At 59.4% G+C, this 18,681-nt stretch carries 14 protein-coding genes; 9 read left to right on the top strand and 5 right to left on the bottom strand.

Annotated elements, in window-relative coordinates:
• The first annotated feature begins 187 nt into the window (after positions 1-187).
• From AB7M29_RS01690 to gcvP, 5 genes are all read left to right on the top strand, one after another.
• A complete protein-coding gene (locus AB7M29_RS01690; protein ID WP_123360961.1) occupies positions 188-1,192 on the top strand; it encodes an extracellular solute-binding protein in 1,005 nt (334 codons plus the stop codon).
• A 177-nt stretch (positions 1,193-1,369) separates the two neighbouring features.
• Complete coding sequence (locus AB7M29_RS01685) at positions 1,370-2,986, top strand: ABC transporter permease (protein ID WP_454246210.1); 1,617 nt, start codon at positions 1,370-1,372, stop codon at positions 2,984-2,986.
• 156 nt (positions 2,987-3,142) lie between these two features.
• Complete coding sequence (gene gcvT, locus AB7M29_RS01680) at positions 3,143-4,225, top strand: glycine cleavage system aminomethyltransferase GcvT (RefSeq protein WP_217856812.1); 1,083 nt, start codon at positions 3,143-3,145, stop codon at positions 4,223-4,225.
• A gap of 49 nt (positions 4,226-4,274) precedes the next feature.
• Positions 4,275-4,658, top strand: coding sequence for a glycine cleavage system protein GcvH (gcvH, locus tag AB7M29_RS01675; protein WP_454246209.1), 384 nt, complete (start codon positions 4,275-4,277; stop codon positions 4,656-4,658).
• A 269-nt stretch (positions 4,659-4,927) separates the two neighbouring features.
• Positions 4,928-7,801: an aminomethyl-transferring glycine dehydrogenase gene (gene gcvP / locus AB7M29_RS01670; protein ID WP_454246208.1), complete on the top strand. Its 2,874-nt coding sequence runs from the start codon at positions 4,928-4,930 to the stop codon at positions 7,799-7,801.
• Between the two features lie 178 nt (positions 7,802-7,979).
• On the opposite strand, the gene AB7M29_RS01665 is transcribed toward gcvP, so the two are convergent.
• The 3 genes from AB7M29_RS01665 to AB7M29_RS01655 all read right to left on the bottom strand — a co-directional run bounded on the left by AB7M29_RS01665 (position 7,980) and on the right by AB7M29_RS01655 (position 10,626).
• On the bottom strand, positions 7,980-8,300 hold the full coding sequence (locus tag AB7M29_RS01665) for a DUF2388 domain-containing protein (protein ID WP_217857536.1): 321 nt from the start codon (positions 8,298-8,300) through the stop codon (positions 7,980-7,982).
• A gap of 101 nt (positions 8,301-8,401) precedes the next feature.
• Positions 8,402-10,186 carry a GspE/PulE family protein gene (locus AB7M29_RS01660; protein ID WP_454246207.1) on the bottom strand — a complete coding sequence of 595 codons (1,785 nt, stop codon included), beginning with the start codon at positions 10,184-10,186 and terminating at the stop codon, positions 8,402-8,404.
• 101 nt (positions 10,187-10,287) lie between these two features.
• Positions 10,288-10,626, bottom strand: coding sequence for a hypothetical protein (locus AB7M29_RS01655; protein ID WP_454246206.1), 339 nt, complete (start codon positions 10,624-10,626; stop codon positions 10,288-10,290).
• A 126-nt stretch (positions 10,627-10,752) separates the two neighbouring features.
• On the opposite strand from AB7M29_RS01655, the gene AB7M29_RS01650 reads away from it, so the two are divergent.
• The gene (locus AB7M29_RS01650; RefSeq protein ID WP_046045137.1) at positions 10,753-11,217 is read left to right on the top strand and encodes an Lrp/AsnC family transcriptional regulator; all 465 of its coding nucleotides are present in this window, start codon (positions 10,753-10,755) and stop codon (positions 11,215-11,217) included.
• Positions 11,218-11,336: 119 nt separating this feature from the next.
• On the opposite strand, the gene AB7M29_RS01645 is transcribed toward AB7M29_RS01650, so the two are convergent.
• Positions 11,337-12,704, bottom strand: a complete 1,368-nt coding sequence (locus AB7M29_RS01645) for a CYTH domain-containing protein (RefSeq protein ID WP_454246205.1) — start codon at positions 12,702-12,704, stop codon at positions 11,337-11,339.
• Positions 12,705-12,863: 159 nt separating this feature from the next.
• Here AB7M29_RS01645 and argE point away from each other — a divergent pair, with 159 nt between their 5' ends.
• Both argE and argA read left to right on the top strand, forming a co-directional pair.
• Entirely contained in the window at positions 12,864-14,033 is a 1,170-nt protein-coding gene (gene argE, locus AB7M29_RS01640; RefSeq protein ID WP_454246204.1) for an acetylornithine deacetylase, read from the top strand.
• Between the two features lie 265 nt (positions 14,034-14,298).
• On the top strand, positions 14,299-15,597 hold the full coding sequence (gene argA, locus AB7M29_RS01635; RefSeq protein WP_217857531.1) for an amino-acid N-acetyltransferase: 1,299 nt from the start codon (positions 14,299-14,301) through the stop codon (positions 15,595-15,597).
• 117 nt (positions 15,598-15,714) lie between these two features.
• Here the strand turns inward: argA and tauA are convergent, their stop codons facing one another.
• Positions 15,715-16,701 carry a taurine ABC transporter substrate-binding protein gene (gene tauA, locus AB7M29_RS01630; RefSeq protein WP_454248689.1) on the bottom strand — a complete coding sequence of 329 codons (987 nt, stop codon included), beginning with the start codon at positions 16,699-16,701 and terminating at the stop codon, positions 15,715-15,717.
• Positions 16,702-17,069: 368 nt separating this feature from the next.
• Here tauA and AB7M29_RS01625 point away from each other — a divergent pair, with 368 nt between their 5' ends.
• Positions 17,070-18,428 carry an OprD family porin gene (locus AB7M29_RS01625; RefSeq protein ID WP_454246203.1) on the top strand — a complete coding sequence of 453 codons (1,359 nt, stop codon included), beginning with the start codon at positions 17,070-17,072 and terminating at the stop codon, positions 18,426-18,428.
• The last annotated feature ends 253 nt before the right edge of the window (positions 18,429-18,681 follow it).

Below are 18,681 nucleotides of genomic sequence, written 5' to 3'. Positions count from 1 at the left end.
AAGCCCGCTCCCACATTTGAAATGCATTCCAATGTGGGAGCGGGCTTGCTCGCGAAGGCGGCGGCACATTCAACGCACATCCCAAACCGTGCAACATCCGGTAACGCCTCCACTCACTGTTCGATTGAGAAGCGAAATGTGAGTCCTTATCATTTGCCCTCACTTCCCCATTCGAGAGACCGCTTCCATGTTGGCACCCAAGCGTCTACTGACCGCACTGGCCCTGACCCTGATTGGCAGCACCGCCGCCCAGGCCGCCGACGAGGTGGTGGTTTACTCCTCGCGTATCGATGAGCTGATCAAGCCAGTCTTCGATGCCTACACCCAGAAAACCGGCGTGCAGGTGAAGTTCATCACCGATAAGGAAGCGCCGCTGATGCAGCGGATCAAGGCCGAGGGCGAAAACGCCACTGCCGACCTGCTGCTGACCGTCGATGCCGGCAACCTCTGGCAGGCCGAGCAGATGGGCATCCTCCAGCCGTTCACTTCCAAGGTGATCGACGCCAACATCCCGCTGCAATACCGTGCGTCCTCCCATGCCTGGACCGGCCTGAGCCTGCGGGCGCGGACCATCGCCTACTCCACCGACCGGGTGAAACCCGGTGAGCTGACCACCTACGAAGCGCTGGCCGACAAGCAATGGGAAGGCCGCCTGTGCCTGCGCACGGCGAAGAAGGTCTACAACCAGTCCCTGACCGCCACCATGATCGAAGTCCATGGCGCCGAGAAAACCGAGAAAATCCTCAAGGGCTGGGTCAATAACCTGTCCACCGACGTGTTCTCCGACGACATTGCCGTGCTGGAAGCGATCAACGCCGGTCAGTGCGACGTCGGTATCGTCAACACTTACTACTACGGCCGTCTGCACAAACAGAAGCCGGACCTGCCGGTGAAGCTGTTCTGGCCGAATCAGGGCGACCGTGGCGTGCACGTCAACCTGTCGGGCATTGGCCTGACCAAACATGCGCCGCACCCGGAAGCCGCCAAGGCGCTGGTGGAGTGGATGACCACGCCTGAAGCGCAGAAGATTTTCGCTGACGTGAACCAGGAATTCCCGGCCAACCCTGCCGTTCAGCCTTCAGCTGAAGTAGCGAGCTGGGGCAAGTTTGTGGCCGACACCTTGCCGGTGGAAATTGCCGGCAAGCGTCAGGCTGAAGCGATCCGGATGATGGATCGGGCTGGCTGGAACTGAGTCTGTCGATATACTGCGCCACAGAATGAAGTCGGCGGCGTCTCTGCCGGCCTGATCGTTCCCACGCTCTGCGTGGGAATGCATCCACCGACGCTCCGCGTCGAGGCGTGACGCAGAGCGTCACAAGATGTGTGCCCACGCAGAGCGTGGGCACAATCATTTAAACGAGAGCTTTCCTTGGCCCACCCCGCCCAACGCCGCTGGTATCCCCTGGTCTTCGCCATTGCTGCGCTGGTCCTGCTGCCCCTGAGCGTCCTGCTTCTCTCCTGGCAAACCATCGATCAGCAGATCTGGTCCCACCTGTGGGACACCCAGATGCCGCGACTGCTGGGCAATACACTCACGCTGGTCCTCGGCGTCGGTTTTGGCGTAACGCTGCTGGGCGTCAGCCTGGCCTGGCTCACCAGCCTCTGCGAATTCCCCGGGCGGCGTTGGCTGGATTGGGCGTTGATGCTGCCCTTTGCGATTCCTGCTTATGTGCTGGCATTTGTCTTCGTCGGACTGCTGGATTTCGCTGGCCCCGTGCAAACCTTGCTGCGCGAATGGTTTGGCAGCGGTTTGAGGCTGCCGCGAGTGCGCTCCACCGGCGGTGTGATTCTGGTGCTGGTACTGGTTTTCTATCCCTACGTTTACCTGTTGGCGCGTACCGCATTCCTGGCCCAGGGCAAAGGTTTGATGGAAGCGGCGCGAGTCCTCGGGCAATCCCCGTGGCAGGCGTTCTGGCGAGTGGCGTTGCCCATGGCACGTCCGGCCATCGGCGCGGGAGTGGCGTTGGCGCTGATGGAAACCCTGGCGGATTTTGGTGCGGTGTCGGTGTTCAACTTCGATACGTTCACCACCGCTATCTACAAGACCTGGTACGGCTTTTTCAGTCTTTCCACTGCCGCGCAACTGGCCAGCCTGTTGCTATTGGTGGTGATGGTCGTGCTGTATGGCGAGCGCCGTGCCCGCGGGGCCAACCGGGCGAGCAACGAACGGCCACGGGTCAAGGCGTTGTATCACCTGCGCGGGGTCAAGGCGCTGGCGGCCATGAGCTGGTGCGGCCTGGTCTTCGCCTGCGCCTTCGTCATTCCCGTGCTGCAACTGGTGGTGTGGTTCTGGCAACGCGGGCGCTTCGATCTGGATGAGCGCTATACCGGATTGATCATCCACACCCTTTATCTGGGCGGCATGGCGGCGTTGATCACTGTTGGTGTCGCTCTGGTGCTGGCCTTTGCCCGTCGATTGGCGCCGACCCGGGCGATCCGCTCCGGCATCAGTCTGGCCAACCTTGGCTACGCCTTGCCGGGCTCGGTGCTGGCGGTGTCGATCATGCTGGCGTTCAGTTACCTGGATCGCGAACTGGTGATCCCGCTGTCGGGCTGGCTTGGCGGCGCGAGCAAACCGTTGCTGCTAGGCAGTCTGTCGGCGTTGTTGCTGGCCTATCTGGTGCGTTTCATTGCGGTGGCCTATGGACCGCTTGAAAGCAGCCTGGCGCGAATACGGCCCTCTTTGCCCGAAGCAGCACGTAGCCTTGGCGTTAGTGGGCCACGACTGTTTTTCAAAGTGTATCTGCCGCTGCTGCTTCCGGGCACGTTGAGTGCGGCGTTGCTGGTGTTCGTCGATGTGCTCAAGGAAATGCCCGCGACCCTGCTGATGCGCCCGTTTGGCTGGGACACGCTGGCAGTGCGTATCTTTGAAATCACCAGCGAGGGCGAGTGGGCGAGGGCCTCGTTGCCAGCATTGACCCTGGTGTTGGTCGGGCTGTTACCGGTCATCGGATTGATCCGACGTTCGGCGCATCGAAACACGTAGGTGTCAGTCCTACACCTTGCGGCTACAATGCGCGGCATTCGGTGCGGTCCGTCTTTCAGACCGGGTGGCTGAAACGGCTGAAAGTCTTTTATTTCAAGGCATTTCCCCCCGTGCAGCGCCTGTCCGCACCTTCGCCACGCCCGGAAGGAGAAACCCATGGGACAGCGTACGCCTCTGTATGACCTTCATCTCGCCCTCGGCGCGAAGATGGTCGATTTTGGCGGTTGGGATATGCCTCTGCATTACGGCTCGCAGGTCGAGGAACACCATCAGGTGCGCCGCGACTGCGGGGTTTTCGATGTATCCCACATGACCGTGATCGATGTTGACGGCCCCCAGGCCAAGGCCTGGCTTCAGTATTTACTGGCCAATGACGTCGAACGTCTGCACAGCCCCGGCCGTGCCTTGTACAGCGCCATGCTCAACGAGCACGGTGGCATCGTCGACGACATGATCGTCTACCGTCTCGAGGACGGTTATCGCCTGGTGGTCAACGCCTCCACCCGCAATCAGGACCTGGCCTGGATGCAGGCGCATCTCGGTGACTTCGAGGTGCAGCTCAACGAGCGCTCCGAACTGGCGATGCTGGCCATTCAAGGGCCTCACGCCCGGCACAAGATTGCCGAACTGGTGACTCAGTCCCGTGGCACGCTGATTCAGCAGCTCAAATATTTCGAAGGTCAGACCGACGGTGACTGGTTCATCGCGCGCACCGGTTACACCGGTGAGGATGGTCTGGAAATCGTGCTACCGGCCGATCAGGCTCCGGGCTTCTTCAACGATCTGGTGGGCGCGGGTATTTCCCCGATCGGCCTCGGCGCCCGCGATACCTTGCGTGTCGAAGCCGGCATGAACCTCTACGGTCAGGACATTCATCAAGAAGTTTCGCCATTGGCCTCCAACATGGCTTGGAGCATTGCCTGGGAACCGGCCACGCGCCAGTTCATCGGCCGCACAGCCCTGGAAGCGGAAAAGGCCAGCGGCGTGCAGCACAAACTGGTGGGTCTGGTCCTTGAAGAACGTGGAGTTTTACGGGCGCATCAAGTGGTTCGCATCGCCGATGTTGGCGAAGGGGAGATCACCAGTGGTAGTTTCTCTCCTACGCTTAGCAAGTCGATAGCACTGGCGCGCGTGCCGGTGGCCACCGCCGACCGCGCTGAAGTGGAAATCCGTGGCAAGTGGTACCCGGTTCGAGTGGTCAAACCGACCTTCGTACGCCACGGCAAAACTTTGATCTAACTTTTTTGGCGGGCAATAACCGCTGACATTTTTCTTGAGGACACAGAACATGAGCGAAATCCCTGTCGACCTGCGTTATGCCGAAAGTCACGAATGGGCCCGTCTAGACCATGATGGCGGCGTGAAAGTGGGTATTTCAGACCATGCTCAGGAAGCCTTGGGTGACGTAGTGTTCGTTGAGCTGCCGGAAATCGGCAAAGTGTTCGCTGCCGGTGAGGCTGCGGGTGTAGTGGAATCGGTCAAGGCTGCGTCGGATATCTACTCGCCAGTCTCCGGCACAGTCATTGCCGTTAATGAAGAGTTGGCCAACAACCCGGAACTGGTCAACAGCGCGCCTTATGACAGCTGGTTCTTCAAGCTCGAGCCAAGCGATACCTCTGAGCTGAACAATCTGCTCGACCCGGTGGCCTACAAGGCTGCTATTGGCGAGTAAGCCTTAGCGTTACCCCAAAAGCCCCGATTTTTCGGGGCTTTTTTGTCTCTGCTAACTTGATGCGCTGGAGATTAAATGTGGGAGCGGGCTTGCTCGCGAAAGCGATTAATCATTCAACGTATATGTCGACTGACCCACCGTTTTCGCGAGCAAGCCCGCTCCCACAGGGTATGTGTCAACTTTCCCACAGGTTCGCTGCTGGCAGCGACTGCTATGCTGGTTTGACCGCATTGCATCGACGCCGAGCGCCAGTAAAGAGAGAGCCCGTCATGTCCCAGTTGCCGTCCTTGAGTCAGTTACGCGACCCCAATACCTTCCTGCGCCGCCATCTGGGCCCCGATGCCGCCGAGCAGCAGGCGATGCTCGACAGCCTTGGTCTTGGCAGCCGGGTCGAACTGATCGAGCAGACGGTGCCACCGGGAATCCGCCTCAACCGGCCACTGGACTTGCCGCCGGCCCTCGACGAAGAAGCCGCGCTGGTCAAGCTGCGGGGCTACGCCGAGCAGAATCAGGTCTGGACCAGCCTGATCGGCATGGGATACCACGGCACCCTCACGCCGGCGGTCATCCTGCGCAACGTGCTGGAAAATCCCGGTTGGTACACCGCCTATACGCCCTATCAACCAGAGATCGCCCAAGGCCGGCTCGAAGCGTTGCTGAATTTCCAGCAGCTGACCATCGACCTGACCGGCCTGGAACTGGCCAACGCCTCGCTGCTGGATGAGGCCACGGCGGCAGCGGAGGCCATGGCCCTGGCCAAGCGCGTGGCCAAATCCAGAAGTAACCTGTTTTTCGTCGATGAGAATTGCCACTCGCAAACCATTTCCGTGGTGCGGACCCGGGCCGAAGGGTTCGGTTTCGAGCTGATCGTCGACGCTGTGGATAACTTGAAACAGCACCAGGTGTTCGGCGCGCTGCTGCAGTATCCCGACACCCACGGTGAAGTGCGCGATCTGCGTCCGTTGATCGATCATCTGCATGCCCAACAAGCCCTGGCCTGTGTGGCGACCGATCTGCTAAGCCTGCTGTTGCTGACCCCGCCGGGTGAACTGGGCGCCGACGTGGTGTTCGGTTCGTCCCAGCGATTCGGCGTGCCCATGGGGTACGGCGGCCCGCACGCGGCGTTTTTTGCCAGTCGCGACGAATACAAACGGGCGATTCCCGGGCGGATCATCGGCGTATCAAAAGATGCGCGCGGCAACGTCGCTCTGCGCATGGCCCTGCAAACACGTGAGCAACATATCCGCCGGGAGAAAGCCAACTCCAACATCTGCACCGCTCAGGTGCTGCTGGCCAATATCGCCAGCTTCTACGCGGTCTACCATGGCCCGGAAGGGCTCAAACGGATTGCCCAGCGCGTCCACCGGCTGACCTGCATCCTCGCCGCCGGACTGGAGCGTCACGGCATTACCCGTCTCAACCAACACTTCTTCGACACCCTGACCCTGGAGGTCGGTGGCACTCAGACTGCGATCATCGAAAGTGCCCAGGCGGCGCAGATCAACTTGCGTATTCTCGGCCGTGGACAGCTCGGCCTGAGCCTCGACGAAACCTGTGACGAAACCACCGTGGCGAAGCTGTTCGATGTGTTTCTCGGTGCCGATCATGGGCTCAACATCGACGACCTGGACGCTGAAGCGCTGGCATCCGGCATTCCTGCCGGGTTGCAGCGCAGTACGCCGTATCTGCGTCATCCGGTGTTCAACGCTCATCACAGCGAAACCGAAATGCTGCGTTATCTCAAGCAGCTGGAAAACAAAGACCTGGCGCTCAATCAATCGATGATTCCGCTGGGCTCTTGCACCATGAAGCTCAACGCTACCAGCGAGATGATCCCCATCACCTGGCCGCAGTTCGCCAACCTGCATCCGTTCGTGCCCAAAGAGCAGGTGGTGGGTTATTCCTTGATGATCGAGGAACTGGAGCGCTGGCTCTGCGCGATCACCGGTTTCGATGCGATCTGCATGCAACCCAACTCGGGCGCTCAGGGTGAGTACGCCGGGTTGTTGGCGATCCGCAAATATCACGAGAGCCGCCATCAGGGCGCGCGGGATATCTGCCTGATCCCGTCCTCGGCCCACGGCACCAACCCGGCCTCGGCGCAAATGGCCGGAATGCGGGTGGTGATCGTCGAGTGCGACGAGGGGGGTAATGTCGATCTGAATGATCTGAAGGAAAAGGCCACGGAGGCGGGGGACAAACTCGCCTGCCTGATGGCGACTTATCCTTCGACCCACGGGGTCTACGAGGAAGGCATCAGCGAGATCTGTGAAGTTATCCACAGCCATGGCGGTCAGGTGTACATGGATGGCGCCAACCTCAATGCGCAGGTTGGATTGGCAAGGCCGGCTGACATCGGTGCCGACGTGTCGCACATGAACCTGCACAAAACCTTCTGCATTCCCCACGGCGGTGGCGGACCGGGGATGGGCCCGATCGGCGTTCGGGCGCACCTGGCACCGTTCGTCGCCAATCACCCGGTGGTGCCAATCGAAGGTCCGCTGCCGGAGAACGGCGCGGTGAGCGCGGCCCCTTGGGGCAGCGCAAGCATTCTGCCCATCAGCTGGATGTACATCGCCATGATGGGGCCGCAACTGGCGGACGCGAGCGAGGTGGCGATTCTCGCCGCGAATTACCTGGCGCAGCATTTGGCTGGTGCGTTTCCGGTGCTCTACACCGGGCGCAACGAGCGAGTGGCCCACGAATGCATTCTCGACTTGCGACCGCTCAAGGCACAGACCGGGATCAGTGAAGAGGACGTTGCCAAGCGTCTGATGGACTATGGCTTCCATGCGCCGACCATGTCGTTCCCGGTGCCGGGGACGTTGATGGTCGAACCGACCGAGAGTGAGCCGAAGGCGGAACTGGACCGTTTTATTGGCGCGATGCTGAGTATCCGCGCGGAAATCACCGAGGTGCAGAACGGCAACTGGCCGGCAGAGGACAACCCGCTGAAACGTTCGCCGCATACCTTGGCCGACATCACCGGGGTTTGGGAGCGGCCGTACAGCATCGAACAGGCAGTGACGCCGGATGCTCACACCAAGGCCCATAAGTACTGGCCGGTGGTGAACCGTGTGGACAATGTCTATGGCGACCGCAATCTGTTTTGCGCGTGTGTGCCGGTGGATGAATACCGCTGAAGTAACGGAACACGCAAACCCCAATGTGGGAGCGGGCTTGCTCGTGAAAGCGGTGCAACATTCACAATTGATGTCGACTGAAACACCGCTTTCGCGAGCAAGCCCGCTCCCACAATGGATCGCATTTCGGGCAAAAAAATGCCGCTCATGAGAGCGGCATTTTGTTCAGCAACGAACCTTATTTCGAGGCGATGGCATTCTTCGCCAGGATTGCGTTTGCCAATTCCATGTCCGTGGCTTGCAGGCCAGGGTTATCGGCGCGGACTTTCTGTATCGCAGCTTCCAGATAGGGGCCGCGAATTACGCCGTCACTGGCGACAAAGCTGCCGGCGTCGTCCTGGGCGGCGACGACCAGCTTGTGATCCCTGGAGGTCAGGTAGGACGTACCGGTGGTGGCACCGGAAGTAAGGACGTTACGCCAAAAGCTGTCATCAGCCATCGCCGAACCGACTGGAAGGGACAACACGGCGAAGGTAACAACAGCAAGTTTGAGACGCATAAAAGGTGACTCCACTGGATTAACTGCGGGCTTTGATTGCCAATAACCCAATCCAGTTCCGTGACGTTAGTCGGCCTGGAGTGTGTAGCGGTTGCAATGGCCTACTTCTGCTCACTCTGCGGCGTCACTCGCAACACCTCTTCGATCGTGGTCAAACCCGCCGCCACTTTCTGCGCCCCCGACAGCCGCAAACTGCGCATGCCTTCCTTGAAGGCCTGACGGCGGACCGCCAGCAAATCGGTATCAGGGTTGATCAGCGCTTTAATGCCGTCAGTCAGCTGCATGATTTCGTACACCCCGGCGCGGCCGCGATAGCCGGTTTCGCGGCATTCCAGGCAGCCGATGGCGCGTTGTGCGTTACCTGGCAGTGGCGCTTGCCAAGGCCGGGTCAGGGTTTGCCAGTCGTCCTCGCCCAAAGTTAATGGCGCCTTGCAATGCGGGCAGAGGGTCCGGACCAGACGCTGAGCCATGACCCCGAGCACCGTGGCCTTGATCAGGTAATGCGGCACGCCGAGTTCCAGCAGGCGGCTGATGGCGCTCGGGGCGTCGTTGGTGTGCAACGTCGACAACACCAAGTGGCCGGTGAGTGCGGCTTGAATCGCCATTTCGGCGGTTTCGAGGTCGCGGATCTCGCCGATCATGATGATGTCCGGGTCTTGCCGCATCAGCGCACGCACGCCGGCGGCAAAGGTCAGGTCGATGTTGTGCTGGACCTGCATCTGATTGAACGCCGGTTCGACCATTTCGATCGGGTCTTCAATGGTGCAGAGGTTGACCTCCGGCGTCGCCAGTTTCTTCAGGGTGGTGTACAGCGTGGTGGTCTTGCCTGAACCGGTCGGCCCGGTCACCAGAATGATGCCATTGGGCTGGCGGGTCATGTCTTGCCAGCGACGCAGGTCATCGGCGGAAAAACCCAGCTGATCGAAGTCCTTGAGCAGCACTTCCGGGTCGAAGATCCGCATGACCATTTTTTCACCGAACGCCGTCGGTAATGTCGACAGCCGCAATTCGACTTCGCCGCCGTCCGGGGTTTTGGTTTTTACCCGGCCGTCCTGGGGTTTGCGCTTTTCTGCGACGTTCATCCGCCCCAGGCTTTTCAGGCGGCTGACGATAGCCATGGTCACTTGCGGCGGGAATTGATAGACGTTGTGCAGCACGCCGTCGATGCGAAAGCGCACCGTGCCTTGCTCGCGTCGGGGTTCGATGTGGATATCGCTGGCCCGTTGCTGGAACGCGTACTGGAACAGCCAATCGACGATGTTGACGATGTGCGCATCGTTGGCGTCCGGCTCCTGGTCGCTGGCGCCGAGGTTGAGCAACTGTTCGAAGTTGCCCAGGGTGCTGGTCTGTTGATCGGCGTTGGTGGCGCCGCTGACCGATTTGGCCAAGCGGAAAAACTCCACGCTGAAGCGCTGGATGTCCACCGGGTTGGCCACCACGCGCTTGATCGGCAGCTTCAGCACGTGGGTCAAATCGGCTTCCCAGCTGCTGACGAAGGGCTGGGCGCTGGCCACGGTGACGGCGTCGCGGTCGATGGACACCGCCAGAATCTTGTGGCGTTGGGCGAAGGCATAGGACATCAACGGCGTAATGGCCGCGACATTGATTTTCAGCGGGTCGATGCGCAAGTAAGGCTGACCGGCCTGCTGAGACAGCCAGAGCGTCAGGCTTTCCAGATCGAGGTGTTTGCCGGGACGGCTGAGGTCGTCCAGGTGTTGGCTGGCGATGAACTCCAGCGGGTGCTGCTGACCATTTATGGCGTGACGGCGGCGGGCGTTGAGTGCGTGTTCGGCCGAGTCCTGACTGATAAAGCCTTGGGCGACCAATTCACGCAGCAAATCATTGAGGTCCAGCCAGCGGTCCTGAGTGGCGAGTTGAACGGACATGCGGGCTCCTTATGAACAACCGTTCGCAAAGGATAGTCGCGCACCCGTAGACCGTTGGGCCACTACCCGACCAAGTCGTGTCGGGTTTTTTCAGGGGTTTTTTAACCAGCTGCCTGAGCCGGCTCTCCCCACGCAGAATCAGCCGCTTGCAGGTTCACCGAGCAGACGCTGATCAGGTTACGTAATTTTTCCGCGATTACTTGAGCACGGTGCCAGCTCAGGCCGTCCATGACGATGTCGATCGACAGCAGATCGTCCATACGCTGCACGTTGACCTGCTGCGGCGTCAGAAACTGCAAGGCGAACAAGTTGAGCGCCCGACACAGCAGATCCGGCTCGGCCTCGGCCAGTAATTGATATTGAACGCGGCAGTGGGCGTTGCTGACGTTCCAGGCATCGGCGCGGGCGGGCGGGGTATTTACGGCTTCTAAGTGCGGCATGGTCGTGCTCCAAAATCACTGGAGGAATTTTTACATTCGGTGCCGGACATTTCTTATCTATGATTGGGCTTACTGATCATTTATCGAATCAATCAATTCGATTTAGTACAAACCACAGGTTTTTTTATGCACAGCGAGCTGGATGGCTACGACCGCAAGATTCTCGCGTTGCTGCAAGAGGACGCTTCGCTCTCCAGCGCGCAGATCGCCGAACAGGTGGGGCTTTCACAGTCGCCGTGCTGGCGGCGGATTCAGCGGATGAAGGAGGAGGGGATCATTCGCGGTCAGGTGACGTTGCTTGACCGCAAGAAAATCGGCCTTAACACGCAGATTTTCGCCGAGATCAAACTCAACGCCCACGGACGTTCGAACTTCACTGAGTTCACCGAGGCGATTCGCGGCTTTCCCGAAGTGCTGGAATGTTATGTGCTGATGGGGTCGGTGGATTTCTTGCTGCGGATCGTCACGGCGGACATCGAGGCTTATGAGCGCTTCTTCTTCGAGAAGCTGTCGATGGTGCCGGGGATTCAGGAGGTCAACTCGATCGTGGCGTTGTCGGAAATCAAATCCACGACGAGTTTGCCCGTCTGAAGCTTTTGCGGTGAATGTGCTGGCCTCATCGCGGGCAAGCCCCACATTGATCTTCAGCGTCCACGAATACGTGAGCGACAGATAACCCTGTGGGAGCGAGCCTGCTCGCGATGGCGGTATCACAGACGCAGCAAAGTCTTCCAGGCGCGATTCTGATACACCGCAATCGCCTGGTGCTTACGCGCATCCAGCGATTCATCGGTGATCGGCTCGTTGGCCAGTTGCGTCAGTTTGTTCAGCTCACCGTACAAGCGATCCATTTCCGGGATCTCCAGCACGCCACGTGCATGATGCAACCAGGACTGGATGCGCTCGATACGCGGCAGTTGCTCAGCCAAGTCTTCCGGCTGTTGCTGGTAACGCTGCAATTGCAGCGAGTTGGCTTCTTCGCCCAGCATGCGCGGCAGCCAGCTGCCCAGTTGTGCAGCGCCCTGGCGATTGCCGCGGGTGTTGCGATCGGCGGCCCAGGCGCGGGCCAGCAACCAGCGTGAAGTGTTCAGGGAGAACAGGCCCCAGCGCACGTCTTTCAGTTCTTCGAGGAACTGCTCCGGCGCGGCTTTGCGCACGTCTTCGTCATCGAGGCCGGCTTGTACCAGCGGGCGCCAGTCTTCCAGCAGGGCATCCAGCGCGACCCGCAGATCGTGAGTCGACTGACGCGGTGCGGCCTGACCGAGGCTGCTGATCAGCGCGCGCATTTCAGCGAGGTTCTCGACCCAGTCCTGCAACAGGCGCCAGTGGCCATTGAAGCGATATTGCTCGGCCAGACGTTGGCTGCTGCTCAGCAAATGCCAGCTCAGGGCGGCGAACGCATCGTCCAGCGGCATTTCGGCGGTGATCTGCGGCGCCGGCAAGCTCAGCGAGTAGCTGTTGGCATCGAACAAGCGATAACCGCGTTCGGCCTTGCTGATGTCACATGGCATCAGCGCCAGGGTGGCGGCCAGTTCGGCGGCCAGTTCCAGCAACGCGGCCGGTTCGCCTTCGCGCAGTTCCAGTTCAAGCTCGCAGATTTCTTCTTTCTGCTTGCCGACCGCCACGTGGCCCAGGTCCAGCGCGGCTTCGATGACCACTTTGGTCTTGCCACGGCCCCAAGCGATTTCCGCGCGTTCGCGAACGAAATCGGTGGTAAAGATGGCTTTCAGGGTTTTCTTGTCCAGCTCGGCCAGCTCTTCGGGCCAGCATTCACCGTCGAGTTTCTTTACGTCGAGTTTGGCTTTGGGCAGGGACCAGTCGTACTCGTGACGCTCGGACAGACCGGCGACGCTCTGGCCACGGGTCTTGAGGGTCTGAATCACTTCTTCGCCATCGCGGCGCAGGCGCAGGGCAACCTTGGCGCGGGCCAGGTCGCGCTCAGGCGTGTCGAAGTACTGGTTCATCAACTCACGGCGTTCCCAGCCACTTTTGTTGCGTTTTTTCAGTAACGGGTGCTCGCGCAGAGCGGCGAGGGTTTCGCGGCTGACGCGGAGTTTGATTTCGGTTTCTTTCTGCATGGCCGGAAAATCCAGGATCGGGAGCGCAGCCGGGGGAATGTGTGGCTGCCAAGGTCGTGCAGTGTACAGGACTGATCCGTCCTACGCGCCGTAGCGGTTTATTCCTGTCGCCGGATGGTTCTATGATGGACTTCAATTCGGGAGTGTTGGGAGTCAGCGATGCCTTTGCCGTCCATGAAAGATCAGTTCGCTGCGCTGATCGCCGCGCCATCCGTCAGCTGTACCCAACCCAGCCTGGATCAAACCAATCGGCCGGTCATCGACTTGTTGGCGACATGGCTCGGGGACTTGGGTTTTGCCTGCGATATCCAGCAGGTCAGCCCCGGCAAATTCAATCTGCTGGCCAGTTTTGGTTCCGGCCCCGGCGGCCTGGTGCTGGCCGGTCACAGCGATACGGTGCCGTACGACGAGGCGTTGTGGCAGACCGACCCGCTGAAACTGACGGAAGTGGACGGTCGTTGGGTCGGCTTGGGCAGTTGCGACATGAAGGGCTTTTTTGCCCTGGCCATCGAAGCCGTCAAACCCCTGCTCGACCAACCGTTCAAGCAACCCTTGCTGATCCTCGCCACCTGCGATGAAGAAAGCTCGATGTCTGGCGCTCGCGCTCTGGCCGAAGCCGGGCGGCCATTAGGTCGCGCGGCGGTGATCGGCGAGCCGACCGGGCTGAAGCCGGTGCGGATGCACAAAGGCATCATGATGGAACGCATCGATATCCTCGGCCAGAGTGGCCATTCCTCGGACCCGCGCCTGGGCCATAGCGCCCTTGAAGCCATGCACGATGCCATCGGCGAACTGCGCGGCTTGCGCCTGGCGTGGCAGCGCGAATTCCGTAACCTGCAGTTCAGCGTGCCACAACCGACGATGAATTTCGGCTGCATTCACGGCGGCGATAACCCCAACCGCATCTGCGGCCAGTGCTCGCTGGAGTTCGACTTGCGTCCGTTGCCCGGCATGGACCCCAAAGCCCTGCGCGCGGCGATTTTGCAGAAGCTCGATCCGATTGCCGAACGGCATAAGGTGAAGATCGATTACGCGCCGCTGTTCCCCGAAGTGCCACCTTTCGAGCAAGCCGAGGACTGCGAATTGGTGAAGGTCGCTGAAAAGCTTACCGGCCATCGCGCCGAAGCAGTGGCATTCGGCACAGAAGCGCCTTATCTTCAGCGCCTTGGTTGTGAAACGTTGGTATTGGGACCGGGCGACATCACCTGCGCCCACCAACCGGGGGAATACCTCGAAATGTCACGTTTGCAGCCTACCGTGCATCTATTACGACAACTGATTGAACATTACTGCCTGACACCGGCCAAAACGGCGATGCCAGTCAGTTGAGCGCAACCAATGTGGGAGCGGGCTTGCTCGCGAATAGGGAGTGCCAGTTGATATTAATGTGTCTGATACGCCGCCTTCGCGAGCAAGCCCGCTCCCACAGGTTCTGTGTTTTGGCTGGCTAACCGTATAAATTGCCGATGTCCCAACCCGTATTCATGAGGAGAGCGCGCGTGTCGCCAAGCCTGTTCCGACGATAACCATCAGCCCGCTGTGCGTTTACTGCTTTACCCTTTTTTCGGCTGCTATTTATTACAGGCCCAGGTTCATGCCCGAATACGTCAATTGGCTTCGCCACGCTTCGCCTTACATCAACGCCCACCGCGATTGCACCTTCGTCGTCATGCTGCCCGGCGACGGCGTGGAGCACCCGAACTTCGGCAACATCGTCCACGACCTGGTGCTGCTGCACAGCCTGGGCGTGCGTCTGGTGCTGGTTCACGGTTCGCGTCCGCAAATTGAAACCCGCCTCGCTGCTCGCGGCCTGACCCCGCATTACCACCATGGCATGCGCATCACCGATGCGGCGACGCTTGAGTGCGTGATCGATGCAGTCGGCCAACTGCGCATCGCCATCGAAGCGCGGCTGTCCATGGACATGGCCTCATCGCCCATGCAGGGTTCGCGCCTGCGGGTGGCCAGCGGCAATCTGGTGACTGCACGGCCGATCGGCGTACTTGAAGGTGTCGACTATCACCACACCGGCGAAGTGCGCCGGGTCGACCGCAAAGGCATCAATCGCCTGCTGGACGAACGCTCCATCGTGTTGTTGTCGCCATTGGGTTACTCGCCGACCGGTGAGATCTTCAACCTCGCCTGCGAAGATGTCGCTACCCGCGCCGCTATCGATCTGGGGGCAGACAAGCTGCTGTTGTTTGGCGCGGACCCTGGTCTGATCGACGAAAATGGCCGGCTAGTCCGCGAACTGCGTCCGCAGCAAGTGCCAGCGCATTTGCTGCGTTTGGGCAGCAATTATCAAGCGGAGCTGCTGGATGCGGCCGCTGAGGCGTGCCGGGGCGGGGTGGCGCGCAGTCACATCGTCAGCTACGCCGAAGATGGCGCGCTGTTGACCGAACTGTTCACCCGTGACGGTGGCGGTACGCTGGTGGCCCAGGAGCAATTCGAAGTTGTGCGCGAGGCAGCCATCGAGGATGTCGGCGGTTTGCTGGACCTGATCAGCCCGCTGGAAGAGCAGGGCATTCTGGTACGGCGTTCCCGCGAGGTGCTGGAGCGTGAGATCGAGCAGTTCAGCGTGGTCGAACGCGAAGGCATGATCATCGCCTGCGCCGCGCTCTATCAGATCGCCGATTCGGATGCCGGGGAGTTGGCGTGTCTGGCGGTGAACCCGGAGTACCGCCATGGCGGTCGTGGCGATGAACTGTTGGAACGCATCGAAACCCGCGCCCGGGCACAGGGTCTGAAAACCTTGTTCGTGCTGACCACCCGGACCGCCCACTGGTTTCGTGAGCGGGGCTTCGTGCCAAGCAGCGTCGAACGCCTGCCGTCGGCGCGGGCATCGCTTTACAACTACCAGCGTAATTCGAAGATCTTCGAAAAAACCCTCTGAACCGGGCGACCCCAAACCCAGCAGGAGCGAGGCTTGCCCGCGAATTAGGCGACTCGATTTATCGGTTGTCCTTGATGACGCCGCGGGCAAGCCTCGCTCCTACAGGGGGGCGGGGTGTTATTCAGTGACATATTTCGCGCTGACATACGGCGAATAATCCGGCAGCACCGTCTCGACCTTCCCTTGCTCCTTCAAAAACTTTGCCGTCTCACCAATCGCCTTGGCTGTGCCACCGTCCAATAGCGCGGTGGTCTGTTGTGCCTTGGCATCCGGGAATGTGGACCCGGCCAGCAGTTCCGGTACATCGGCGGCATTGGCACCGGTCAATTTGGCGATTTTTTGCACCGGTGCCGAATCGGCGGTCCAGCTGTCTTTATGGGCAGCATAGTCGGCGAATGAATCCAGAGTGACCTTGGCAAATCGGGCCACGACATCAGGATGCTTCTCGGCGTAATCCTTGCGAGCGACCCACACCTCGAAGGTCGGCGCGCCCCATTGGCCGACCTGCGCCGCGTCGGTCAATGTCTTGCCGGTCTTGCGGATTTCCCCCAGCGCCGGCGACCAGACAAACGCGCCATCGATGTCGCCACGCTTCCAGGCTGCGGTGATTTCCGCCGGTTGCAGGTTCACCACTTTGACTTTAGAGGCGTCCAGGCCCCAGTGCTTCAGGGCGCCAAGCAGGCTGTAGTGGGAGGTTGAAACGAAGGGCGTGGCGATGGTTTTGCCGATCAAATCTTGCGGTTTATCAATGCCGCTGCCGTTGCGCACCACAAGGGCTTCGGCAGCGTTGATCTGAGCCGAAACAATGAACGCGACAATCGGCAGGTTACGCGATGCGGCTGCCGCCAGCGGGCTTGAGCCGAGGTTGCCAATCTGCACATCACCGGACGCAATGGCGGTGACCACTTCCGGGCCACTGTTAAAGCGACGCCAATCGATTTTCTGGCCAATGGTTTTCTCGTAAACACCATCAGCCTGAGGGACTTTGCTCGGGTCGATACCGGTTTGATAACCGACGGTGAGAGTCGCCGCGTGAGCGGAAAAAGAAAATATCAGCGATACACAAAATGTAACAAATTGACTAGATAGTGCGCGTTTGGCCATCATGGCGTCGCCTTTTCGATAGTGATTGACGTATGGGGAATACGCCAACGCTAATCGATCTAAAAAAAGGCTAATAAATACCATTTAGTAATTAGCTTATGAGCCGATACCTTTTGTCCCGGTTCGGATCATGGCTCGAGAGCTATATTCCTAAATGGAATTAAAAAGAATGAAATAATTCTTTTTGGGTTTATGAGGAACTCATTACCCTGCAGGGACCAAATCACTGCGATTAGACCTTGGTCGCAGACACATATGGTTACGATTGACTTGTCAGTCACGGTCTGGCGCTAATCGCGCATCTGTGGATCTAGGGCGTTAGACCCGAGACCAAAGAACACAAAAATTAGAACGAGAGGAGCGAAACAATGAAGAAGTCCACCTTGGCCCTGGCTGTGGCCGTAGGGGTTTTGGCGCAGCAGGCAGGCGCCGCCGGTTTCATCGAAGACAGCAAGGCTACATTGGGGCTGCGCAACTTCTACATCAACACGGATAACCGCGATTCGGGCACCAAAGCTGCTGGCGCTCAGAACAAGAACGAAGAATGGGGCCAAGGCTTCGATCTGCGTTTCACCTCGGGCTACACCCAAGGCACCGTTGGCTTCGGTATTGATGCTATCGGCCTGCTGGGCGTGCGTCTGGATTCGGGCGGCGGCACCAACGGCGCCACTGCTACCTCTTATGGTGGCACTGTATTCCCAAGCAAATCCAACGGCGAAGCGGTTGATAACTTCTCCAGCCTGGGCCTGACTGCCAAAGCCAAGATCTCCCAGACCGAACTGAAATTGGGCACTCTGCAGCCAAAACTGCCAGTGATCGTGACCAACGACGGCCGTCTGCTGCCGCAAACCTTCCAGGGCGGCCAGATCACCTCGAACGAAATCAAAGACCTGACACTGGTCGGCGGTCAGATCGAGCACGCCAAGGGCCGTAACTCCAGCAACAACGAAGAGTTGTCGATTGCTGGCGCGAACTCTCCCACTGCTTCCGGTCGTGACAGCAACAAGTTCATCTACGGTGGCGGTGACTACAAAATCACCAAAGACCTGACTGCCCAGTACTACTACGGCAACCTGGAAGACTTCTACAAGCAACACTTCCTGGGTCTGGTTCACAACTGGTCGATCGGCCCTGGTGTATTGAAGTCTGATTTGCGTTACTTCAACAGCTCCGATGACGGTGCCAACGGCCACGACTCGGCTTATTTCAGCACCGGTAACGATGAGGGCTTCCGTTCCGGTCGAGGTAAAGTCGACAACAACCTGTACAGCGGCCTGTTCCTGTACTCGGTTGCCGGGCACACCTTCGGCGGCGGTTATCAGGTCAGCAATGGCAGCAGCGACTTCCCTTGGCTGAACCAGGGTGACGGCTCGTCGGCTTATCTGACTACCGACAGTCAGATCGCCAAGTTCGCCCGTGCCGGCGAACGTACCTGGCAAGCTCGCTACTCGTATGACTTCGCCAAGGTTGGCCTGCCAGGCGCTACTGCCGGCATCATTTACCTGCGTGGCGACAACATTGATACCGTTGGTACCAATGGTCGTGAGAACGGCTCCGGCCGTTCCGAGTGGGAGCGCGATCTGACCCTGGCATACGTAGTGCAAGGGGGGCCGTTGAAAAACCTGGGCTTCATGTGGAAGAACGCCATGTGGCGCAACGACATTCCAGGTCAGCGCGACCAGGACGAAAACCGTCTGATCGTCAGCTACTCGATCCCGCTGTTGTAACAGCACTCGCGTAACCGACGTAAAAAAAGCCCCGCCCGGCATCTCGCTGGGCGGGGCTTTTGCGTTTTCAAGGCGGGCTCACCCCCGTAAACCCTCCTCGAAATTCCCCTCTTTTTGCAGCAACTCAAGGCCTTCTCGAACCTTGTAACCGATGTTCATACCGATGGCCGTTCAGGTCCAGTGAACAGATTTTTAATATTCTTATTAGATCTAAATAAATCGATATTTATTCTTTTTAATTAATATCGAACGC

The organism is Pseudomonas sp. F-14 TE3623, assembly GCF_053629015.1.
This window is presented reverse-complemented; position numbering and strand designations above follow the sequence as displayed.